This is a genomic window from Pelotalea chapellei (assembly GCF_018531195.1).
GTDB classification, from domain to species: domain Bacteria; phylum Desulfobacterota; class Desulfuromonadia; order Geobacterales; family Pseudopelobacteraceae; genus Pelotalea; species Pelotalea chapellei.
Genome location: NZ_JAHDYS010000011.1, coordinates 71,312 through 85,660 on the forward strand (window position 1 = coordinate 71,312; position 14,349 = coordinate 85,660).

Here is a 14,349-nt window from a genome sequence, read left to right on the forward strand (position 1 = left end):
AACCCATTTTGCCTGGGCTAGAAGGACAGCAGCGAGAAGACCTTGCCTTCGGGCAGTTTTGCACGACCATTGAGGAATTCTAGTTCTGCCATGAAACAGCACTCAACAATTTCGCCTCCCAGATTCTGGACCATATCAACGACAGCGCACATGGTGCCGCCTGTTGCCAGCAGATCATCGGCTATGAGGATCTTTTCGCCTGGCTTGATGGCGTCTGTGTGAATCTCAAGGGTGTCGGTGCCATACTCGAGGTCGTAGGTTTTACTGAAGGTTTCAGAGGGAAGTTTTCCTGGTTTACGCACCATCACAATGCCGGCGCCCAGTTTATAGGCCAAGGCAGAACCGATGATAAAACCGCGAGCTTCCACTCCCACTACTTTGTCGATGTGCTGACCGACGTAGCGGTGCGAAAGCAGGTCAATCGTGCGCTGATAGGACTTTGCATCCTGCAGCAGAGTCGTTATATCTTTGAAAATGATGCCTTTTTTGGGGAAATCGTGAATATCCCTGATGATGTCCTTCAATGCTTGCATGCTGCGTCTCCTTGTTTCATTTCAATGTTCATTACATAACTTGCTGTTCGGCTAGAACTTCATGTTTGCTCTGATTTTTTCCAGGGATTTTGCTTCGATCTGGCGAATACGTTCCCGTGTCACACCGAAACTCTGACCTATTGTGTCCAGTGTCTGGGGGTCCTTGTCATCCAACCCGAAGCGGAGTGAAAGAATTTTTCGTTCGCTGTCGCTCAGCTCATCAAAATGACAGGCGATCTGTTCATACCGGTCAATGTTCTCAAGAAGTTCGGAGGGAGACATTACCGAGGTATCCTCAATAGTGTCAATCAGAAAATAGTCACTGCCGTCTCCAAGAGGCGTCTCCATGGAGCAGGTACGCCGCAGCAGGGTCATGAGCCGCCGAACATAGGCAAGCTTGAAATCCAGTGAATCGGCGACTTCCTGGGCAGAAGGTTCACGCTGCAGCTTTTGGGAAAGCGCGCGGGTAACCCTGGCCATACGGTTGATGTCGTCGGAGACATGCACCGGGAGACGGATTGTGCGGGACTGGTTCACAAGGGCACGGTCAATGGCCTGACGAATCCACCAGGTGGCATAGGTGGAAAAGCGGCACTCCTTGGCCAGACTGAAACGTTCAACTGCTTTGATCAGGCCCAGGTTCCCCTCTTCGATCAGGTCCAGGAACGGCAGCCCTCGGTTTATATAGCGCTTGGCGATTTTGACCACCAGCCGCAGATTTGATTCGATCATTTTATTGCGGGCGGCGTGATCCCCCTTTTCTATCTGGCGGGCCAGCTCCTTTTCCGATTCTGCTGTCAACAGCGGTGTGCGCTGAATATCCCGCAGATAAATCTTAATCGCGTCGTCAAAGCTTTCCAGTACAGCAGCCGGCAGGTCCTCCTCAACCACATCTTCGGCTACGGGCTCTTCATCCGTAAAAACCAATGGTTCTTCAGGCTCTTCAACAAGCAGATCAGTTCCAGCCAGCGGCTCTTCAAGATTGAATCCATGCTCCAGCAGATCATCCTCTTTCATTATCACTGTCTCCTTAGTGGCGTTGCCGATTACCACCCCTGCTTTCCGATCAGAGGTACAAACCGGCACCCGACCGACGCGCTTGCCTCAAGCGTGCCGTCAGTTTTCTTTTCGATTCTAGCAAGGCGCTGCTCTCCCTGATCTCCAACCGGAATTACCAGCCGGCCTCCAACAGCAAGCTGATCAGTAAGAACGGTGGGTACCGAGGGTGCGCCGGCCGTTACAATAATAGCGTCAAAGGGAGCTTCTTCTTCCCAGCCGATGGGACTTCCCTCGCTATCGTTGATGCGAAGCATAACATTGAAAAGAGCCAGCGAGTCCAGACACTTCCGGGCACGAAGAGCGAGCGGCCGGATGCGTTCCGCGGTGTAGACACGATCAGCCAGAGTTGCAAGTATCGCGGTCTGATAGCCTGACCCGGTCCCTATTTCCAGCACCTTTTCCGTACCCTTCAAAGCCAGAAGTTCGGTCATCAGTGCCACCATATAAGGTTGGGAAATAGTCTGCTTTTCACCGATGGGAAGCGGCGAATCCATATAGGCCTGGGCTGCCATTGCTTCCTGAACAAATATGTGACGCGGTATTTTCAGCATGGCTTCAATAACCCTGCGATCACTGATGCCACGGGCCACAATCTGCTCCTGCACCATCTTCTTGCGCGCAAACTCTAAATTCATGTCCTGCTCCATAATAGCGTTAAATTGTAGCTTACAAAAAATGGTTGTCCAGTGAACTGCTTAAAAATTCCAGCCGGAGACTATTTTCATCGAATCATAGTTGGTCAGATCGAGATGCAAAGGGGTTATGGAGACGTGTCCGCGATTGATGGCGTAGAAATCGGTCCCCTCGTAATCATTGAAATCGGGCTCATCGCTGCCGATCCAGTAATAGGTGCGCCCACGGGGATCGGTTTTGTGAATGACAGTTCCAACGAAAGACCTGCGCCCCTGCCGGGTAATCAGGGGTGGATTCATCTTGTCTGCGGAGCAGTTGGGCACATTGACATTCAAGAAAGTATCTGCAGGCAGCCCATTGTCCAGAATCTGGCGTGCAATACGCACCGCAACACCGGCGGCTGCCGAAAAATGTTCACTAGCCTCAAACGTCGCCAGAGAAACGGCCATGGCTGGTATACCCATCAGGTTGGCTTCCATTGCAGCTGCAACGGTACCGGAATAGGTAATGTCATCTCCAAGGTTGGCGCCATGATTGATGCCGGAAACAACCAGATCAGGGCGAAATGGCAGCAACCGGTGAATCCCCATATTGACACAGTCGGTGGGAGTACCATCCACGGCAAAGAAACGATCGCGGATTTCAAAGACCCGCAAAGGTGAATGCAGGGTCAGTGAATGGGCTGCAGCGCTGCGTTCCCGGTCAGGAGCGACAACCGTCACCTCTCCCAGCTCACCCAGAGCCGCAGCCAGCGCCTGTATTCCCGGAGCATGAATTCCATCGTCATTGGTAACCATGATATGCATGGGAGTGTCCTTAGTCGAAATGAGAAGCGGCTTGTTATGGCAGAATTCACCCCATAAATCAAGGCAGCCATAGCCACCCTTTTGTGTTTACAAAAACTCGTTAACTGGTTACATTTAGCCCCCAAACGCGGTTCTAACAACTATATCACCGGTACGAAAGGAACATTCATGAAGGCAGTCTTAATGGAAGGTTTTGGCGGAATCGAAGTACTCAAGGTTGGCGAAGCCGAAAGGCCGGTAGCTGGAGAGGGGCAGGTTCTGGTCAAAGTTTTTGCGACCTCCGTCAATCGTCCCGACCTAGTGCAGCGCGAAGGCAAATATCCACCCCCGCCAGGCGATTCGGAGATCCTTGGCCTGGAAGTGGCCGGCGTGATCGAAGAACTGGGACCTGGGGTCAGCGGGTGGCAGGTGGGTCAACGGGTCATGACTCTGGTAGGTGGCGGAGGGTATGCCGAGTTTGCTGTTGCCTATGCCGGACACCTGATGGCCATTCCTGAATCCATGAGCTTCGAAGAGGCTGCCTGTGTCTGCGAATCTTACATCACCGCTTTTCTGAATGTCTTCATGATCGGCGAATTCAAGGACAAGCAGGCCGCCATTCTGCATGGTGGCGGCGGCGGGGTGAATACAGCCGGAATCCAGCTTTGCAGGGCATTGACACCTGCCAGCAAACTGATCGTCACCGCCTCACCCGAAAAGATGGAGCGGGTAAAGGAAGTTGGTGCCGATTTCCTGATCAATTTCCGCGAAACACCGGATTTCACCGAGACAGTTAAAGAAATAACCGGCAAAAAGGGCGTTGACCTGATCCTGGATCACATCGGGGCCAAATATCTTGCCCCTAACATGAACTCGCTGGCCTACAAGGGCAGACTGGTTATCATCGGTGTTACCAGCGGCATCAAGGCAGAGCTGAACCTGGCTCTGATGATGGTCAAACGCCAGCAGATCATCGGCAGCGTGCTCCGTTCACGTCCCGTACCGGAAAAAAGCGAGATCGTCGCCGAGTTCACCAGGCGAGCCCTGCCCAAATTTGCCGATCGCACCATCGTGCCCATTATCGAGAAAGTGTTCACCATTGACCAGGTGGCGGACGCCCATCGCATGATGGAAGAGGACAAACACTTCGGCAAGATTGTACTGAAGATCCAATAGGCTCGCTCTGCTGTTTTCAGCCATAGCTAAACTCAAAAAGGCCGACCGGAGTTCCCGATCGGCCTTTTTTTCTGATGTCCCACTTGCAGACACAGTTCCAGTTTGAAAACAACTCGCCGTGGCGATGAACTAAACCCAGGTTCCACTACACATTACGGCTTATAGATCTTAAGCAGTGCCTGGGCCATCTCGGCCGGACTCGCTGCCACGCTGATGCCGCATTCCTGCAGTACCGCCACTTTTTCCGCCGCTGTACCCTTGCCGCCGGAGATGATCGCACCGGCATGGCCCATGCGCTTTCCGGGAGGTGCCGTTAATCCGGCAATGTAGGCAGCCACCGGTTTGGTCATATGCTCTTTTACGAAGTAGGCCCCCTCTTCCTCCGAGGTGCCGCCGATCTCGCCGATCATGATCACCGCTTCGGTGTCCGGGTCGGCTTCAAACAGTCGCAGCACATCCAGATGGTTCGTGCCATTGACAGGATCACCACCAATGCCGACACAGGTGGACTGGCCCAGACCGAGGCACGTCAATTGCCAGACCGCTTCATAGGTCAGGGTGCCGGAGCGGGAGACAACGCCGATCTTTCCCGGTTTGTGAATATAGCCGGGCATGATGCCGATCTTGCATTCACCGGGGGTGATCACGCCGGGGCAGTTCGGCCCCACCAGACGGGTTTTCCTGCCCTTCATATATTGTTTGACCTTGACCATATCCAGGACCGGAATACCTTCGGTAATGCAGCAGACCAGCTCAATGCCGGCATCCACCGCTTCCATGATAGAGTCAGCCGCAAAAGGTGGCGGTACGAAGATAACCGAGGCACTGGCCCCGGTTTTCTCAACAGCATCCTTGACCGTATCGAACACCGGAAAGCCGTCAATGACCGAGCCACCTTTCCCCGGGGTGACGCCGCCGACCATCTGGGTGCCATAGTCACGGGCTCCCTGGGCGTGAAACAGGCCAGTGGCCCCGGTGATCCCCTGGGTGATGACTTTGGTGTTTTTATTGATCATGATGCTCATTGGTTGGCTCCTTTGACCGCGGCAACAATTTTCTGGGCGGCATCGGCCATGCCGTCGGCGGCAACGATGTTCAAGCCACTTTCACCCAGGATTTCCTTGCCTCTGGCCACGTTGGTCCCTTCCAGCCGCACTACCAGCGGCACTTGCAGGGAAACCTGCTTGGCAGCCTCCACGACGCCGGTGGCAATAATGTCGCATTTCATGATGCCGCCGAAGATGTTGACCAGGATCCCCTGCACATTCTTGTCGGAGAGGATGATCTTGAAGGCTTCGGTGACCCGCTCAATGGTGGCTCCCCCTCCCACATCCAGGAAGTTGGCCGGATCCCCGCCATAATGCTTGATAATGTCCATGGTGGCCATAGCCAGGCCGGCTCCGTTAACAAGACAGCCAATATTGCCGTTCAGCGAGATATAGGAGAGGTCATGCTGGGAGGCTTCGACTTCATTGGGATCCTCTTCGTCATAGTCGCGCATGTCGCCCAGCTTGGGATGGCGGAAGACGGCATTATCGTCAAAACCGAATTTGGCGTCCAGGGCCAGCAGGTTCTCTTCCGCGGTGATCACCAGCGGATTGATTTCCAACATGGAGCAGTCGCAGGCGATGAAAGTCTTGTAGAGACCCTGCAGCACCGAGACGGCTTTATTGACCAGTTTGCCCCCCAGCCCCAGACTGAAAGCGATTTTGCGGCACTGAAAGGCGGTCAGGCCCACCAGGGGGTCGATGGTTTCGGTAAAGATTTTTTCGGGTGTTTTGGCGGCTACCTCCTCGATGTCCATGCCCCCTTCGGTGGAGGCCATCACAGTGACTTTAGAGGTTCCCCGGTTAACGACAAGACTGACGTACAATTCATTGGCAATGTTGCAGCCGTTTTCAACCAGTACGCGGGTAACAACCTTTCCGATGGAGCCGGTCTGGTGGGTGACCAGGGTCATGCCCAACATTTCGCGGGCAATGTTACGAACCTCGTCGGCAGTGCGGGCAAGCTTAACGCCCCCCCCTTTGCCGCGTCCTCCAGCATGGATCTGAGCCTTGACCACCCAGGGGCCTTCCCCCAGCCGTTTGGCCCACTCGCGGGCGCTGGCACCGTTGTAACAGACGTGCCCGTCGGGAACCGGCACGCCGAACTGTCTCAATATCGCTTTGGCCTGGTATTCATGAATGTTCATGTCATATCCTTCCCAGTGAATTGTCTTACCGGCAGTCCGTATTCACTTATTCTATCACTGTCAGCTCTGCCCGTTCATACTCAGATCCAGAATTTCTGTCAGGTGCATGATTTTGACATCCGGCAGGTGGTCTGCCAGCCCCTTCTTGAGCTGCAACAGGCAGCCGGGATTACTGGTAACCAGAATTTTGGCTCCGGTTGCCTGGATGGTATCCAGCTTTCTTTTCAGGATGAGGTCGGACATTTCCGGGCGCTCGATATTATAGGTACCGGCACTGCCGCAGCAGGCGTCGGCCGCTTCAAGTTCGCGGTATTCCAGGGCAGGAACCAGCTTGAGCAGATCGCGCGGTTCCTTGCGGATGCCCTGGCAATGGGCGATGTGGCAGGGGTCGTGATAGGTGACTTTCAGGGGCAACGGCTTCAGCTTGGCGCGCAATTGATCAGCATGCAGCGCCAGAACCTGCGATATGTCCCGCACCTTGCCGCTGAAAATTTCGGCGGATTTGTAACCATCCAGGTGATGCCCGTATTTCTTCAGCTCAGCTCCGCAGCCGCCGCAGTCAGTGACAATAAAATCCACATCATAGCTGGCGAAAATATCGATGTTGGTCTGGGCGGCCTCCTTCAAACCGGCCATATCGCCCCCCAGCATGTTGGGTGCACCGCAGCAGACCTGGCTTTTGGGTGTTATGACCTTGTAGCCCAGGGAAGAGAGCAGTTTGATCGTGGCGCGGCTGGCATCGGAGAAGATCAGGCTCATCACGCAGCCGAGAAAGAAACCGACCGTCCCGCGTTCCTGACCGACAGCCGGTGTAATCACCTGGATTTCCTGGCGCAGCGGTTTATCAGGCAGGTCCGGCAGAAGCCCTTCCATCCGTTCCAGCTGTTTCGGGAACATCTTGAGAATGCCAAGCTTCCTGACCAGGTTCTGCAGACCGGTCTTCTGGTAGATCCGCATCGGAACCATTGAAGTTTCCAGGCGGTCGGGATGGGGCACCAGCTTGCGCAGAATCAGGTCCTCCATGAAACCGAGCCCGCGGCTCTCCTTGCGTTCGCAGGTGAATTCCGCCACCAGCTCGCCGGCGTTGACCCCGCAGGGACAGGCCGAAGCACAGGCTTGGCAGTCCAGGCAGAGGGAGAGATATTCCAGCAACTGCTCGGACTGATCCAGCTCCCCCTCCTGAACCTTACGCACCAGGGCCACCCGCCCGCGGGGCGAGGCAGTTTCAAGAAAAGTCTCCTTGTAGGTGGGGCAAGCGGGAAGGCACATGCCGCAGCGCATGCAGTTAATCAGTTTTACGTAGTCCATCTCTTTCCCCTTTTGCCACTCCAAAAGGTAGGTGGCCTTTCCTGCCGGCTACGAAGTGTCGGGTTCTGGCAAGGCGGGCAAGGAGACCCGCGGAGGCGTAGCAGCGCTACGCCGCACAAGTGGGCTCCGCAGACCAACGCCGCCAGGTTCCGGCAATCCGTAGCCGTATTAATTAGAAAATTTTCCCCGGATTCAGGATTCCTTTGGGATCGAAGGCGTTTTTGATTCCCCGCATAACTCGTATCCCACTCTCTCCCACCAGCTTGGGCAGGTACTTTTTCTTGGCCAGGCCTACCCCATGCTCTCCGGTTATCGTGCCCCCCATTGAAATGGCGGCGTCGAAGATCTCTTCAAAAGCGGCGTGGGCACGTTTGATTTCGTCCGTGTCACGCTCGTCGGTCAGGCAGGTGGGGTGCAGGTTGCCGTCGCCGGCATGACCGAAAGTACCGATGGTGACATTATGTTTCCTGGCGGAATCCTGGATAACTTTCAGCATGGCGGCAATGCAGCTGCGCGGAACGGTGGCATCCTCCAGGATGGTGGTCGGCTTGAGCCGCGCCAAAGCCGAAAGAGCGGTACGTCGGGCGGCCGCCAGCTTAAGGGCCTCATCGGCATCCTTGGCGGTCTGAAAAAACGAGCAGCGGTGTTTTTTGCAGATTTCCGCCACCGCGGCGGCCTCTTCTGCGATCACCACAGGATGACCGTCCACCTCGATCAGCAGCACGGCGTCCACGTCCAGCGGCAGACCGACATGGGCGTAATCTTCGACACATTTGATGGTGACTTTGTCGAGAAATTCGAGGGTAGCCGGAATGACCTTGGCGGCAATAATCGCCGACACCGCCAGGGCAGCGTCCTGCAGCACCGGGAAATGGGCCAGCATGGTGATTTTCCCTTGGGGTTTCGGGATCAGCTTGACTGTGATACCGGTGAAAAAACCGAGCGTACCTTCGGATGAAACCAACAGAGGATTGAGGCTGTAGCCGGCCACATCCTTGACAACTTTCCCACCGCTGCGAAGCAGTTGACCGTCAGCCAGAACGGCCTCCAGACCCATGACATAATCGGCAGTGACGCCATACTTCAGCCCACGCAGGCCACCGGAGTTCTCGGCCACGTTGCCCCCCATGGTAGAGATGTTCATGCTGCCCGGATCGGGCGGGTAGAACAGCCCGCGGGATTCGACTTCGCGGTGCAGGGCGCTGGTGATCAGTCCCGGCTCCATTGTGGCGGTCAGGTTTTCCTCATCGATTTCAAGCAGCCGGTTCAGACGGCTGGTCTGGACAACAACACCGCCGCCGGACAGCGATCCGCCTGACAGATTGGTGCCGGAACCGCGCGGGGTTACCGTGACGCCGGCTCCGTGGCAGAGGCGCATGATCTGCACGACCTCGCCGGCCGTGCCGGGCAGCAGCACCGCACCGGGCAGGCTCTCGATCTCCGGGGTCGAATCATATCCATACACCGCCAGCGATTCCCGGTCTGTCAAGGTGTACTGCTCACCGACGATATTTTGAAGTTCTTTTATGAATGATGGTTGCATGTGATTACGCTCCCGAAGTTTGACTCTACTTGTAACAATACGAAGATGTCAGCATTGCTTCCCCCCTCCAACCTCCCCCCGCTGGGGGGAGGCTTACCTTCCCTCCCCCAGCGGGGGAGGGTTAGGGAGGGGGATGTTTTTAAGGTATCATCCACTGGAGGAAATAGGCCTGCAAGTACACAATAATACCCACCACGATGGTCAGGAAAATCGAGTGTTTCAGTGTAAAGCGGAAGAGAGTACCTTCCTCGCCGACCATGCCGCAGGCGGCGGTGGCAACTGCAAGCGATTGCGGGGAGATCATCTTGCCCATAACGCCGCCGCTGGTGTTGGCAGCGCCGGTCAGGATGGGATTGAGGCCCAGCTGCTCGGCGGTTGCTTTCTGCAGACCACCGAAAAGAACGTTACTGGAGGTATCGGAACCGGTCAGGAAGACCCCCAGCCAGCCCAGGAACGGAGCGATGAACGGGAACCAGTGACCGGTTTTGGTGAAGATCAGGCCGAGGCAGTTGGTCATGCCGGAGGCGTTCATGACATATGCCAGACCGAGCACGGAAGCCACGGTGACGGCAGGAAAGCGCATGTCATAAAGGGTCTTGCCTGCGATTTTGAAGACATCGCCGAAACCGACGCCGCAGAGCAGCGCAGAAAGGAAGGCGGCAATCAGGATGGCTGTACCGGCAGCTGACATGAAGTTGAAGTTATACTTGGCAGGCAGCTTGATGGGCAGCTGATCGCCAAGGGCTTTGGTGAGCGGCTTGAACTGATCTTTGGCCACAAGCTTGTTCTTTTCCAGATCGTCCTTGACCAGCTTCTGAAGGTCGGCGTTCTTTTTTGCAATGGCGTTGAATCCGGCATAGCGCTCATCCGTCAGAACGGCTCCCTTGCCGATGCCTCCCTGTTCAACCGGCATAAACTTCTCTTCAAGCACTTTCAGTTCATTCAACAGGGTGATTGCTGCGGCCAGTTTCGGCTCGCCAGCAGGTAATGCCGCCAGCAGTTTATCGGCCTCTGCGGTCACCACTGCAATTTTCTTCACCCCGTCTTCCGGCTTGGAGACCTTCTTGACGATCATGTCGTTGAGGCCCTGCACGGTGATGACCACCTTGCTCTTGTCCAACTCAGCCTTGATGGAAGGGATACCCCACAGCAATACCATGATTGTCAGGGCCAGATAAGGGGACCAGGCGCGGAACACCTGGCCAACCGTGTAATGGTGCTGCTCCTTGGAGCCGGTATGGGTTTCATGGTCAAAGACATAATTTTCCTTGGGCTGCCAAACCTGCAGCAGCAGCACCAGGGCGACCATCGATGCCAGAGAGGCGGTGATGTCCGGCAGGTAGGGACCGAGGTAGCTGGCGGTGGCCCATTGTGAAACGGCAAAGGTGACGCCGCAGACAATGATGGCCGGCAGCACTTCAATGGTTTTTTTCCAGCCGACCATGATCATGATCACGTAAAACGGGATAACGACCGAGATAAACGGCAATTGACGGCCAACCATGGTGGAAAGCTTCATCATGCCGTCGTCACCGTAGCCCATTACGCCAGCCAATGCCACGACCGGAATTCCGATGGCGCCAAAGGCAACCGGTGCTGTGTTGGCGATCAGGCAGACCCCGGCGGCATACAGCGGACGGAAGCCGAGACCAACCAGAGTTGCTCCGGCGATAGCTACGGGCGTGCCGAAGCCGGCAGCACCCTCAATGAAAGCGCCGAAACAGAATGCAATCAGCAGAGCCTGGATACGCCTATCCCCGGTGACACCGGCCAGTGATGCCCGGATAATTTCGAACTGACCACCCTTGACAGTGATGTTATAGAGAAAGAGAGTGGTAATAACGATGTAAAAGACCGGGAACAGACCGAAGGCCGCACCCTGCGCAAAGGCCAGTCCTGCCAGCTTGGCCGGCATTCCCCACACTGCGATGGCAATACCGATTGCCGATGCTACTGCCAGGGGGCCTGCCTTGTGAGCCTTCATCTTCAGTACGGCCAGACAGACAAAGATGACGACCAATGGGATGGCGGCAATCAGCGCCGACAAGCCGAGACTGCCTGCTGCGGGGGTGTACGTTTGAATCCAGGGCATGGGTGTAACTCCTTTCGATAGAGGCGTAAATGTTGCTCGGCAGTGGAAGTAAAATCGAGTTTTGTAAAGTTGTATTACCAATTAATTGTTTTTGGTTTTCCTGTCAATCATTTTTTACTAAACGCTGCAACCTCTTGTTGACACGTAACAATCCGATAGATTATCCTGTTTCCAAATTTGGTATTACCAAAAATAATTTTGCTCTGAAAGCCTCTTTCTTTTTTCATGAGCAGAAAGAAATTCGACAGACATAAAACAGCATCCCGCCAGAGGAGGACCAGCATCATGTATCAACATTTCAAAACCAGGGCTGAAGGGGTAGGCGCAAAGGTGCACCGCTGTGCCACCAGCCAGGAAGCGCTTGATTTCGTGCTCTCGTTTTTGGCAGGCGAGGGAGTTGCCGAACAGCCCCAGTGCTCTGCTGTATGGGCTGACTCCCCTTTTCTAGCCGCTGTGGATCGACAGGTACTGAACAAGGTTTCCGGCCTGAAGCTGGAGGTGACCCGAGCAACCGCAGCTGAAGCCAAGTTCGGCATCACCCAGCTGGATTGGGCTCTGGCGGATACCGGCACCCTGGTGCAGGATGCCACGGCTATCGAAGAGCGGCTGGCATCTTCACTCTGCTCCATCCACATCGCACTGGTCCCCACTGCAGGCCTACTGCCCGATTTACCCAGCTTGCTGACTCGGCTGACCCCAGCCGAGAGCAGCTACATCGCCATGATCACCGGCCCCAGCCGTACCGCCGATATAGAACGGGTGCTGACCATCGGGGTACATGGGCCGGAGCGGCTGGTGATAGTTTTTGTCGATGACCTGGGAGGTAAAAGCTGATGGAGAGAGAATTCAAGGAGTCCATACACAAGGCGGTCAACGATGCCAATCTGACCGGCGCACTGGGCACATTTTCGGAAGCCTACAAAGTTAACCGCACCAAAGCTTATGAAGGGATTGATTTTGAGGAACTGCGCAACCGGATTGCCAGCATCAAAGGCCATGCCGCTTCGAATCTGAAAGAACTCTCCGCACAGTTTGCCAGCGCTGCCGAAGCTCGGGGCGCAACGGTTTTCAGAACCAGTGACCCGGCTAAAGTCAGGGAATACATCCTCAAGGTTGCCAAGGATAATGGGGTTAAAAGCGTGGTCAAATCCAAGTCCATGGCCACCGAGGAAATCCACCTCAACCCTTTTCTGGAAGCAGCCGGCATTGAGGTCGGGGAAACGGATCTCGGGGAATGGATCATTCAGCTGGCGGGACAAACCCCCTCACATATGGTCATGCCAGCGATTCACATGACCAGGGATGAAGTTGCCGATCTTTTCAGCAAAGAGGTGGACGAACGTCTGAGCAGCGACATTCCCCGCCTGGTCAAGGTGGCTCGCGACCAGTTGCGCCCCAAATTCCTCAATGCGGACATGGGCATCTCCGGCGGCAACATCGCAGTGGCGGAAACCGGCAGCATCGTGCTGATGACCAACGAGGGCAATGCCCGGCTGGTTACCTCTCTGCCAAGAATTCATGTGGCCCTGGTTGGCATTGAAAAACTGGTGGAAAAGCTTGCCGATATTGCTCCGATCCTGAAGGCGCTCCCTAGAAGTGCCACTGCCCAGCTTCTGACCAGCTATGTGTCGATCATCAGCGGCCCGACTCCCAATCCGGATGGCTCGATAAAGGATTTGCACATCATCCTGATGGATAACCGCAGGACCGAGATGGCCGAGGATCCGATCTTCAAGCAGGCCCTGCAGTGCATCCGCTGCGCTTCCTGCCTCAACGTCTGTCCGGTGTTCCGCCTGGTGGGGGGGCATGTGTTCGGCAAGGTCTATACCGGCGGCATCGGCACCATTCTCACGGCCTGGTTCGATGAGCTGAAGAAATCGGAAGATATTCAGGGGCTGTGCATCCAGTGCGGCAACTGCAAAGAGGTCTGTCCGGGCAAGATCGATATTCCGGAACTGATCATGGAGATCAGGCGACGCCTGGTCAAAGATCAGGGACTGCCGCTGCTGCAGAAAACCATCTACGCCGTGGTCAACAACCGCAAACTCTTCCACGGCATGCTGCGGGCCGCTTCCGTCGTGGCCAAGCCGCTCGCAACAGGCGGCTTCCTGCGCCATCTGCCGCTGTTCCTGGCAGACCTCACCGACGGCCGCAGCCTGCCGGCCATTGCGGAGGAGCCGTTCCGGGACCGTTTCAAGAAGATCACCCAGCCCGAATGCGCCCAGAAAGCGGTTTTCTACGCCGGTTGCCTGATCGACTTCGCCTATCCGGAGATGGGCGAGGCACTGGTCAGGATCCTGAACAAGGCCGGCATCCAGGTGCTGTTTCCGGAAGAGCAGACCTGCTGCGGTGCCCCGGCCCGCTATAACGGCGCCTATGAGGTTGCCGCCCGCAATGCGGCCGATAACATCAAGGCGCTGCTGGAGGTGGAGGCGGATTATGTTGTTTCCGCCTGCCCTACCTGCACCGTGGCCCTAGTCCACGATTTCAGCAGCACCCTGAAAAGCACCGGGCAGCAGGAGTGGCTTACCCAGGCCACAATCCTGGCAAAAAAGACAATGGATTTTTCGTCGCTGCTCAAACAGCTGGTCGATCAGGGGAGGGTATCCTTCAAGGAGGGCCAGGAACTGGGCGCAATTACCTACCATGATTCCTGCCATCTCAAACGGACCTTGCATGCGACCGAGCAGCCCCGTGAACTTCTGACCAAGGCGGGCTACGAGTTGAAGGAGATGTTCGAATGCGACATGTGCTGCGGCATGGGAGGATCGTACTCGCTCAAGCTGCCTGAAATATCAGGTCCGATCCTGCAGAGGAAGATCAGCAATATTCGTAGTGCAGATGCAGAGACAGTGGCCATGGATTGTCCCGGTTGCGTAATGCAGATCCGCGGGGGCTTTGACCAGGATGGGGGGGATGTTCGAGTCAAACATACGGTGGAACTGCTGGCGGAACGGATGAAAGAGTAACATTAGCTGAAAAATGAAAACCCCGTCTGAAAAGACGGGGTTTTCAATCTGCAATAC

Annotated in this window: 12 protein-coding genes; 3 read left to right on the forward strand and 9 right to left on the reverse strand. The window is 55.6% G+C overall.

Features of this window, described 5'->3' with window-relative positions:
• Window positions 1-17: 17 nt before the first annotated feature.
• From KJB30_RS12480 to surE, 4 genes are read right to left on the reverse strand one after another with little or no spacing between them, the layout of a single operon-like run.
• Window positions 18-533, reverse strand: a complete 516-nt coding sequence (locus KJB30_RS12480) for an adenine phosphoribosyltransferase (RefSeq protein ID WP_214299765.1) — start codon at window positions 531-533, stop codon at window positions 18-20.
• 51 nt (window positions 534-584) lie between these two features.
• Window positions 585-1,550: a sigma-70 family RNA polymerase sigma factor gene (locus KJB30_RS12485; RefSeq protein WP_214299767.1), complete on the reverse strand. Its 966-nt coding sequence runs from the start codon at window positions 1,548-1,550 to the stop codon at window positions 585-587.
• A gap of 29 nt (window positions 1,551-1,579) precedes the next feature.
• Window positions 1,580-2,227 (reverse strand): protein-L-isoaspartate(D-aspartate) O-methyltransferase, encoded by a 648-nt coding sequence (locus KJB30_RS12490; RefSeq protein WP_214299769.1) that lies wholly within the window; start codon window positions 2,225-2,227, stop codon window positions 1,580-1,582.
• 60 nt (window positions 2,228-2,287) lie between these two features.
• Complete coding sequence (surE, locus tag KJB30_RS12495; protein WP_214299771.1) at window positions 2,288-3,031, reverse strand: 5'/3'-nucleotidase SurE; 744 nt, start codon at window positions 3,029-3,031, stop codon at window positions 2,288-2,290.
• 168 nt (window positions 3,032-3,199) lie between these two features.
• Between surE and KJB30_RS12500 the strand changes: the two genes are divergently transcribed.
• Window positions 3,200-4,186, forward strand: coding sequence for an NAD(P)H-quinone oxidoreductase (locus KJB30_RS12500; RefSeq protein WP_214299773.1), 987 nt, complete (start codon window positions 3,200-3,202; stop codon window positions 4,184-4,186).
• A 152-nt stretch (window positions 4,187-4,338) separates the two neighbouring features.
• On the opposite strand, the gene sucD is transcribed toward KJB30_RS12500, so the two are convergent.
• The 5 genes from sucD to KJB30_RS12525 all read right to left on the reverse strand — a co-directional run bounded on the left by sucD (window position 4,339) and on the right by KJB30_RS12525 (window position 11,323).
• Window positions 4,339-5,211 carry a succinate--CoA ligase subunit alpha gene (gene sucD / locus KJB30_RS12505; protein ID WP_214299775.1) on the reverse strand — a complete coding sequence of 291 codons (873 nt, stop codon included), beginning with the start codon at window positions 5,209-5,211 and terminating at the stop codon, window positions 4,339-4,341.
• On the reverse strand, window positions 5,208-6,380 hold the full coding sequence (sucC, locus tag KJB30_RS12510; protein WP_214299776.1) for an ADP-forming succinate--CoA ligase subunit beta: 1,173 nt from the start codon (window positions 6,378-6,380) through the stop codon (window positions 5,208-5,210). Before sucC ends, sucD begins: the two co-directional genes overlap by 4 nt.
• Before the next feature lie 60 nt (window positions 6,381-6,440).
• Complete coding sequence (locus KJB30_RS12515) at window positions 6,441-7,688, reverse strand: (Fe-S)-binding protein (protein WP_214299778.1); 1,248 nt, start codon at window positions 7,686-7,688, stop codon at window positions 6,441-6,443.
• Between the two features lie 172 nt (window positions 7,689-7,860).
• On the reverse strand, window positions 7,861-9,231 hold the full coding sequence (locus KJB30_RS12520; RefSeq protein WP_214299780.1) for an FAD-binding oxidoreductase: 1,371 nt from the start codon (window positions 9,229-9,231) through the stop codon (window positions 7,861-7,863).
• Window positions 9,232-9,370: 139 nt separating this feature from the next.
• Entirely contained in the window at window positions 9,371-11,323 is a 1,953-nt protein-coding gene (locus tag KJB30_RS12525) for an L-lactate permease (protein ID WP_214299782.1), read from the reverse strand.
• Window positions 11,324-11,608: 285 nt separating this feature from the next.
• On the opposite strand from KJB30_RS12525, the gene KJB30_RS12530 reads away from it, so the two are divergent.
• Both KJB30_RS12530 and ldhH read left to right on the forward strand, forming a co-directional pair.
• Window positions 11,609-12,157 (forward strand): lactate utilization protein, encoded by a 549-nt coding sequence (locus KJB30_RS12530; RefSeq protein ID WP_214299784.1) that lies wholly within the window; start codon window positions 11,609-11,611, stop codon window positions 12,155-12,157.
• The gene (ldhH, locus tag KJB30_RS12535; protein WP_214299786.1) at window positions 12,157-14,292 is read left to right on the forward strand and encodes an L-lactate dehydrogenase (quinone) large subunit LdhH; all 2,136 of its coding nucleotides are present in this window, start codon (window positions 12,157-12,159) and stop codon (window positions 14,290-14,292) included. The genes KJB30_RS12530 and ldhH overlap by 1 nt, the downstream gene beginning before the upstream one ends.
• The last annotated feature ends 57 nt before the right edge of the window (window positions 14,293-14,349 follow it).

Coding starts and splice junctions, on each gene's coding strand:
- sucC (WP_214299776.1), bottom strand. CDS start 6,380: ATGAACATTCATGAATACCAGGCCAAAGCGATATTGAGACAGTTCGGC.
- KJB30_RS12480 (WP_214299765.1), bottom strand. CDS start 533: ATGCAAGCATTGAAGGACATCATCAGGGATATTCACGATTTCCCCAAA.
- sucD (WP_214299775.1), bottom strand. CDS start 5,211: ATGAGCATCATGATCAATAAAAACACCAAAGTCATCACCCAGGGGATC.
- KJB30_RS12530 (WP_214299784.1), top strand. CDS start 11,609: ATGTATCAACATTTCAAAACCAGGGCTGAAGGGGTAGGCGCAAAGGTG.
- KJB30_RS12485 (WP_214299767.1), bottom strand. CDS start 1,550: ATGAAAGAGGATGATCTGCTGGAGCATGGATTCAATCTTGAAGAGCCG.
- KJB30_RS12500 (WP_214299773.1), top strand. CDS start 3,200: ATGAAGGCAGTCTTAATGGAAGGTTTTGGCGGAATCGAAGTACTCAAG.
- KJB30_RS12525 (WP_214299782.1), bottom strand. CDS start 11,323: ATGCCCTGGATTCAAACGTACACCCCCGCAGCAGGCAGTCTCGGCTTG.
- ldhH (WP_214299786.1), top strand. CDS start 12,157: ATGGAGAGAGAATTCAAGGAGTCCATACACAAGGCGGTCAACGATGCC.
- KJB30_RS12520 (WP_214299780.1), bottom strand. CDS start 9,231: ATGCAACCATCATTCATAAAAGAACTTCAAAATATCGTCGGTGAGCAG.
- surE (WP_214299771.1), bottom strand. CDS start 3,031: ATGCATATCATGGTTACCAATGACGATGGAATTCATGCTCCGGGAATA.
- KJB30_RS12515 (WP_214299778.1), bottom strand. CDS start 7,688: ATGGACTACGTAAAACTGATTAACTGCATGCGCTGCGGCATGTGCCTT.
- KJB30_RS12490 (WP_214299769.1), bottom strand. CDS start 2,227: ATGAATTTAGAGTTTGCGCGCAAGAAGATGGTGCAGGAGCAGATTGTG.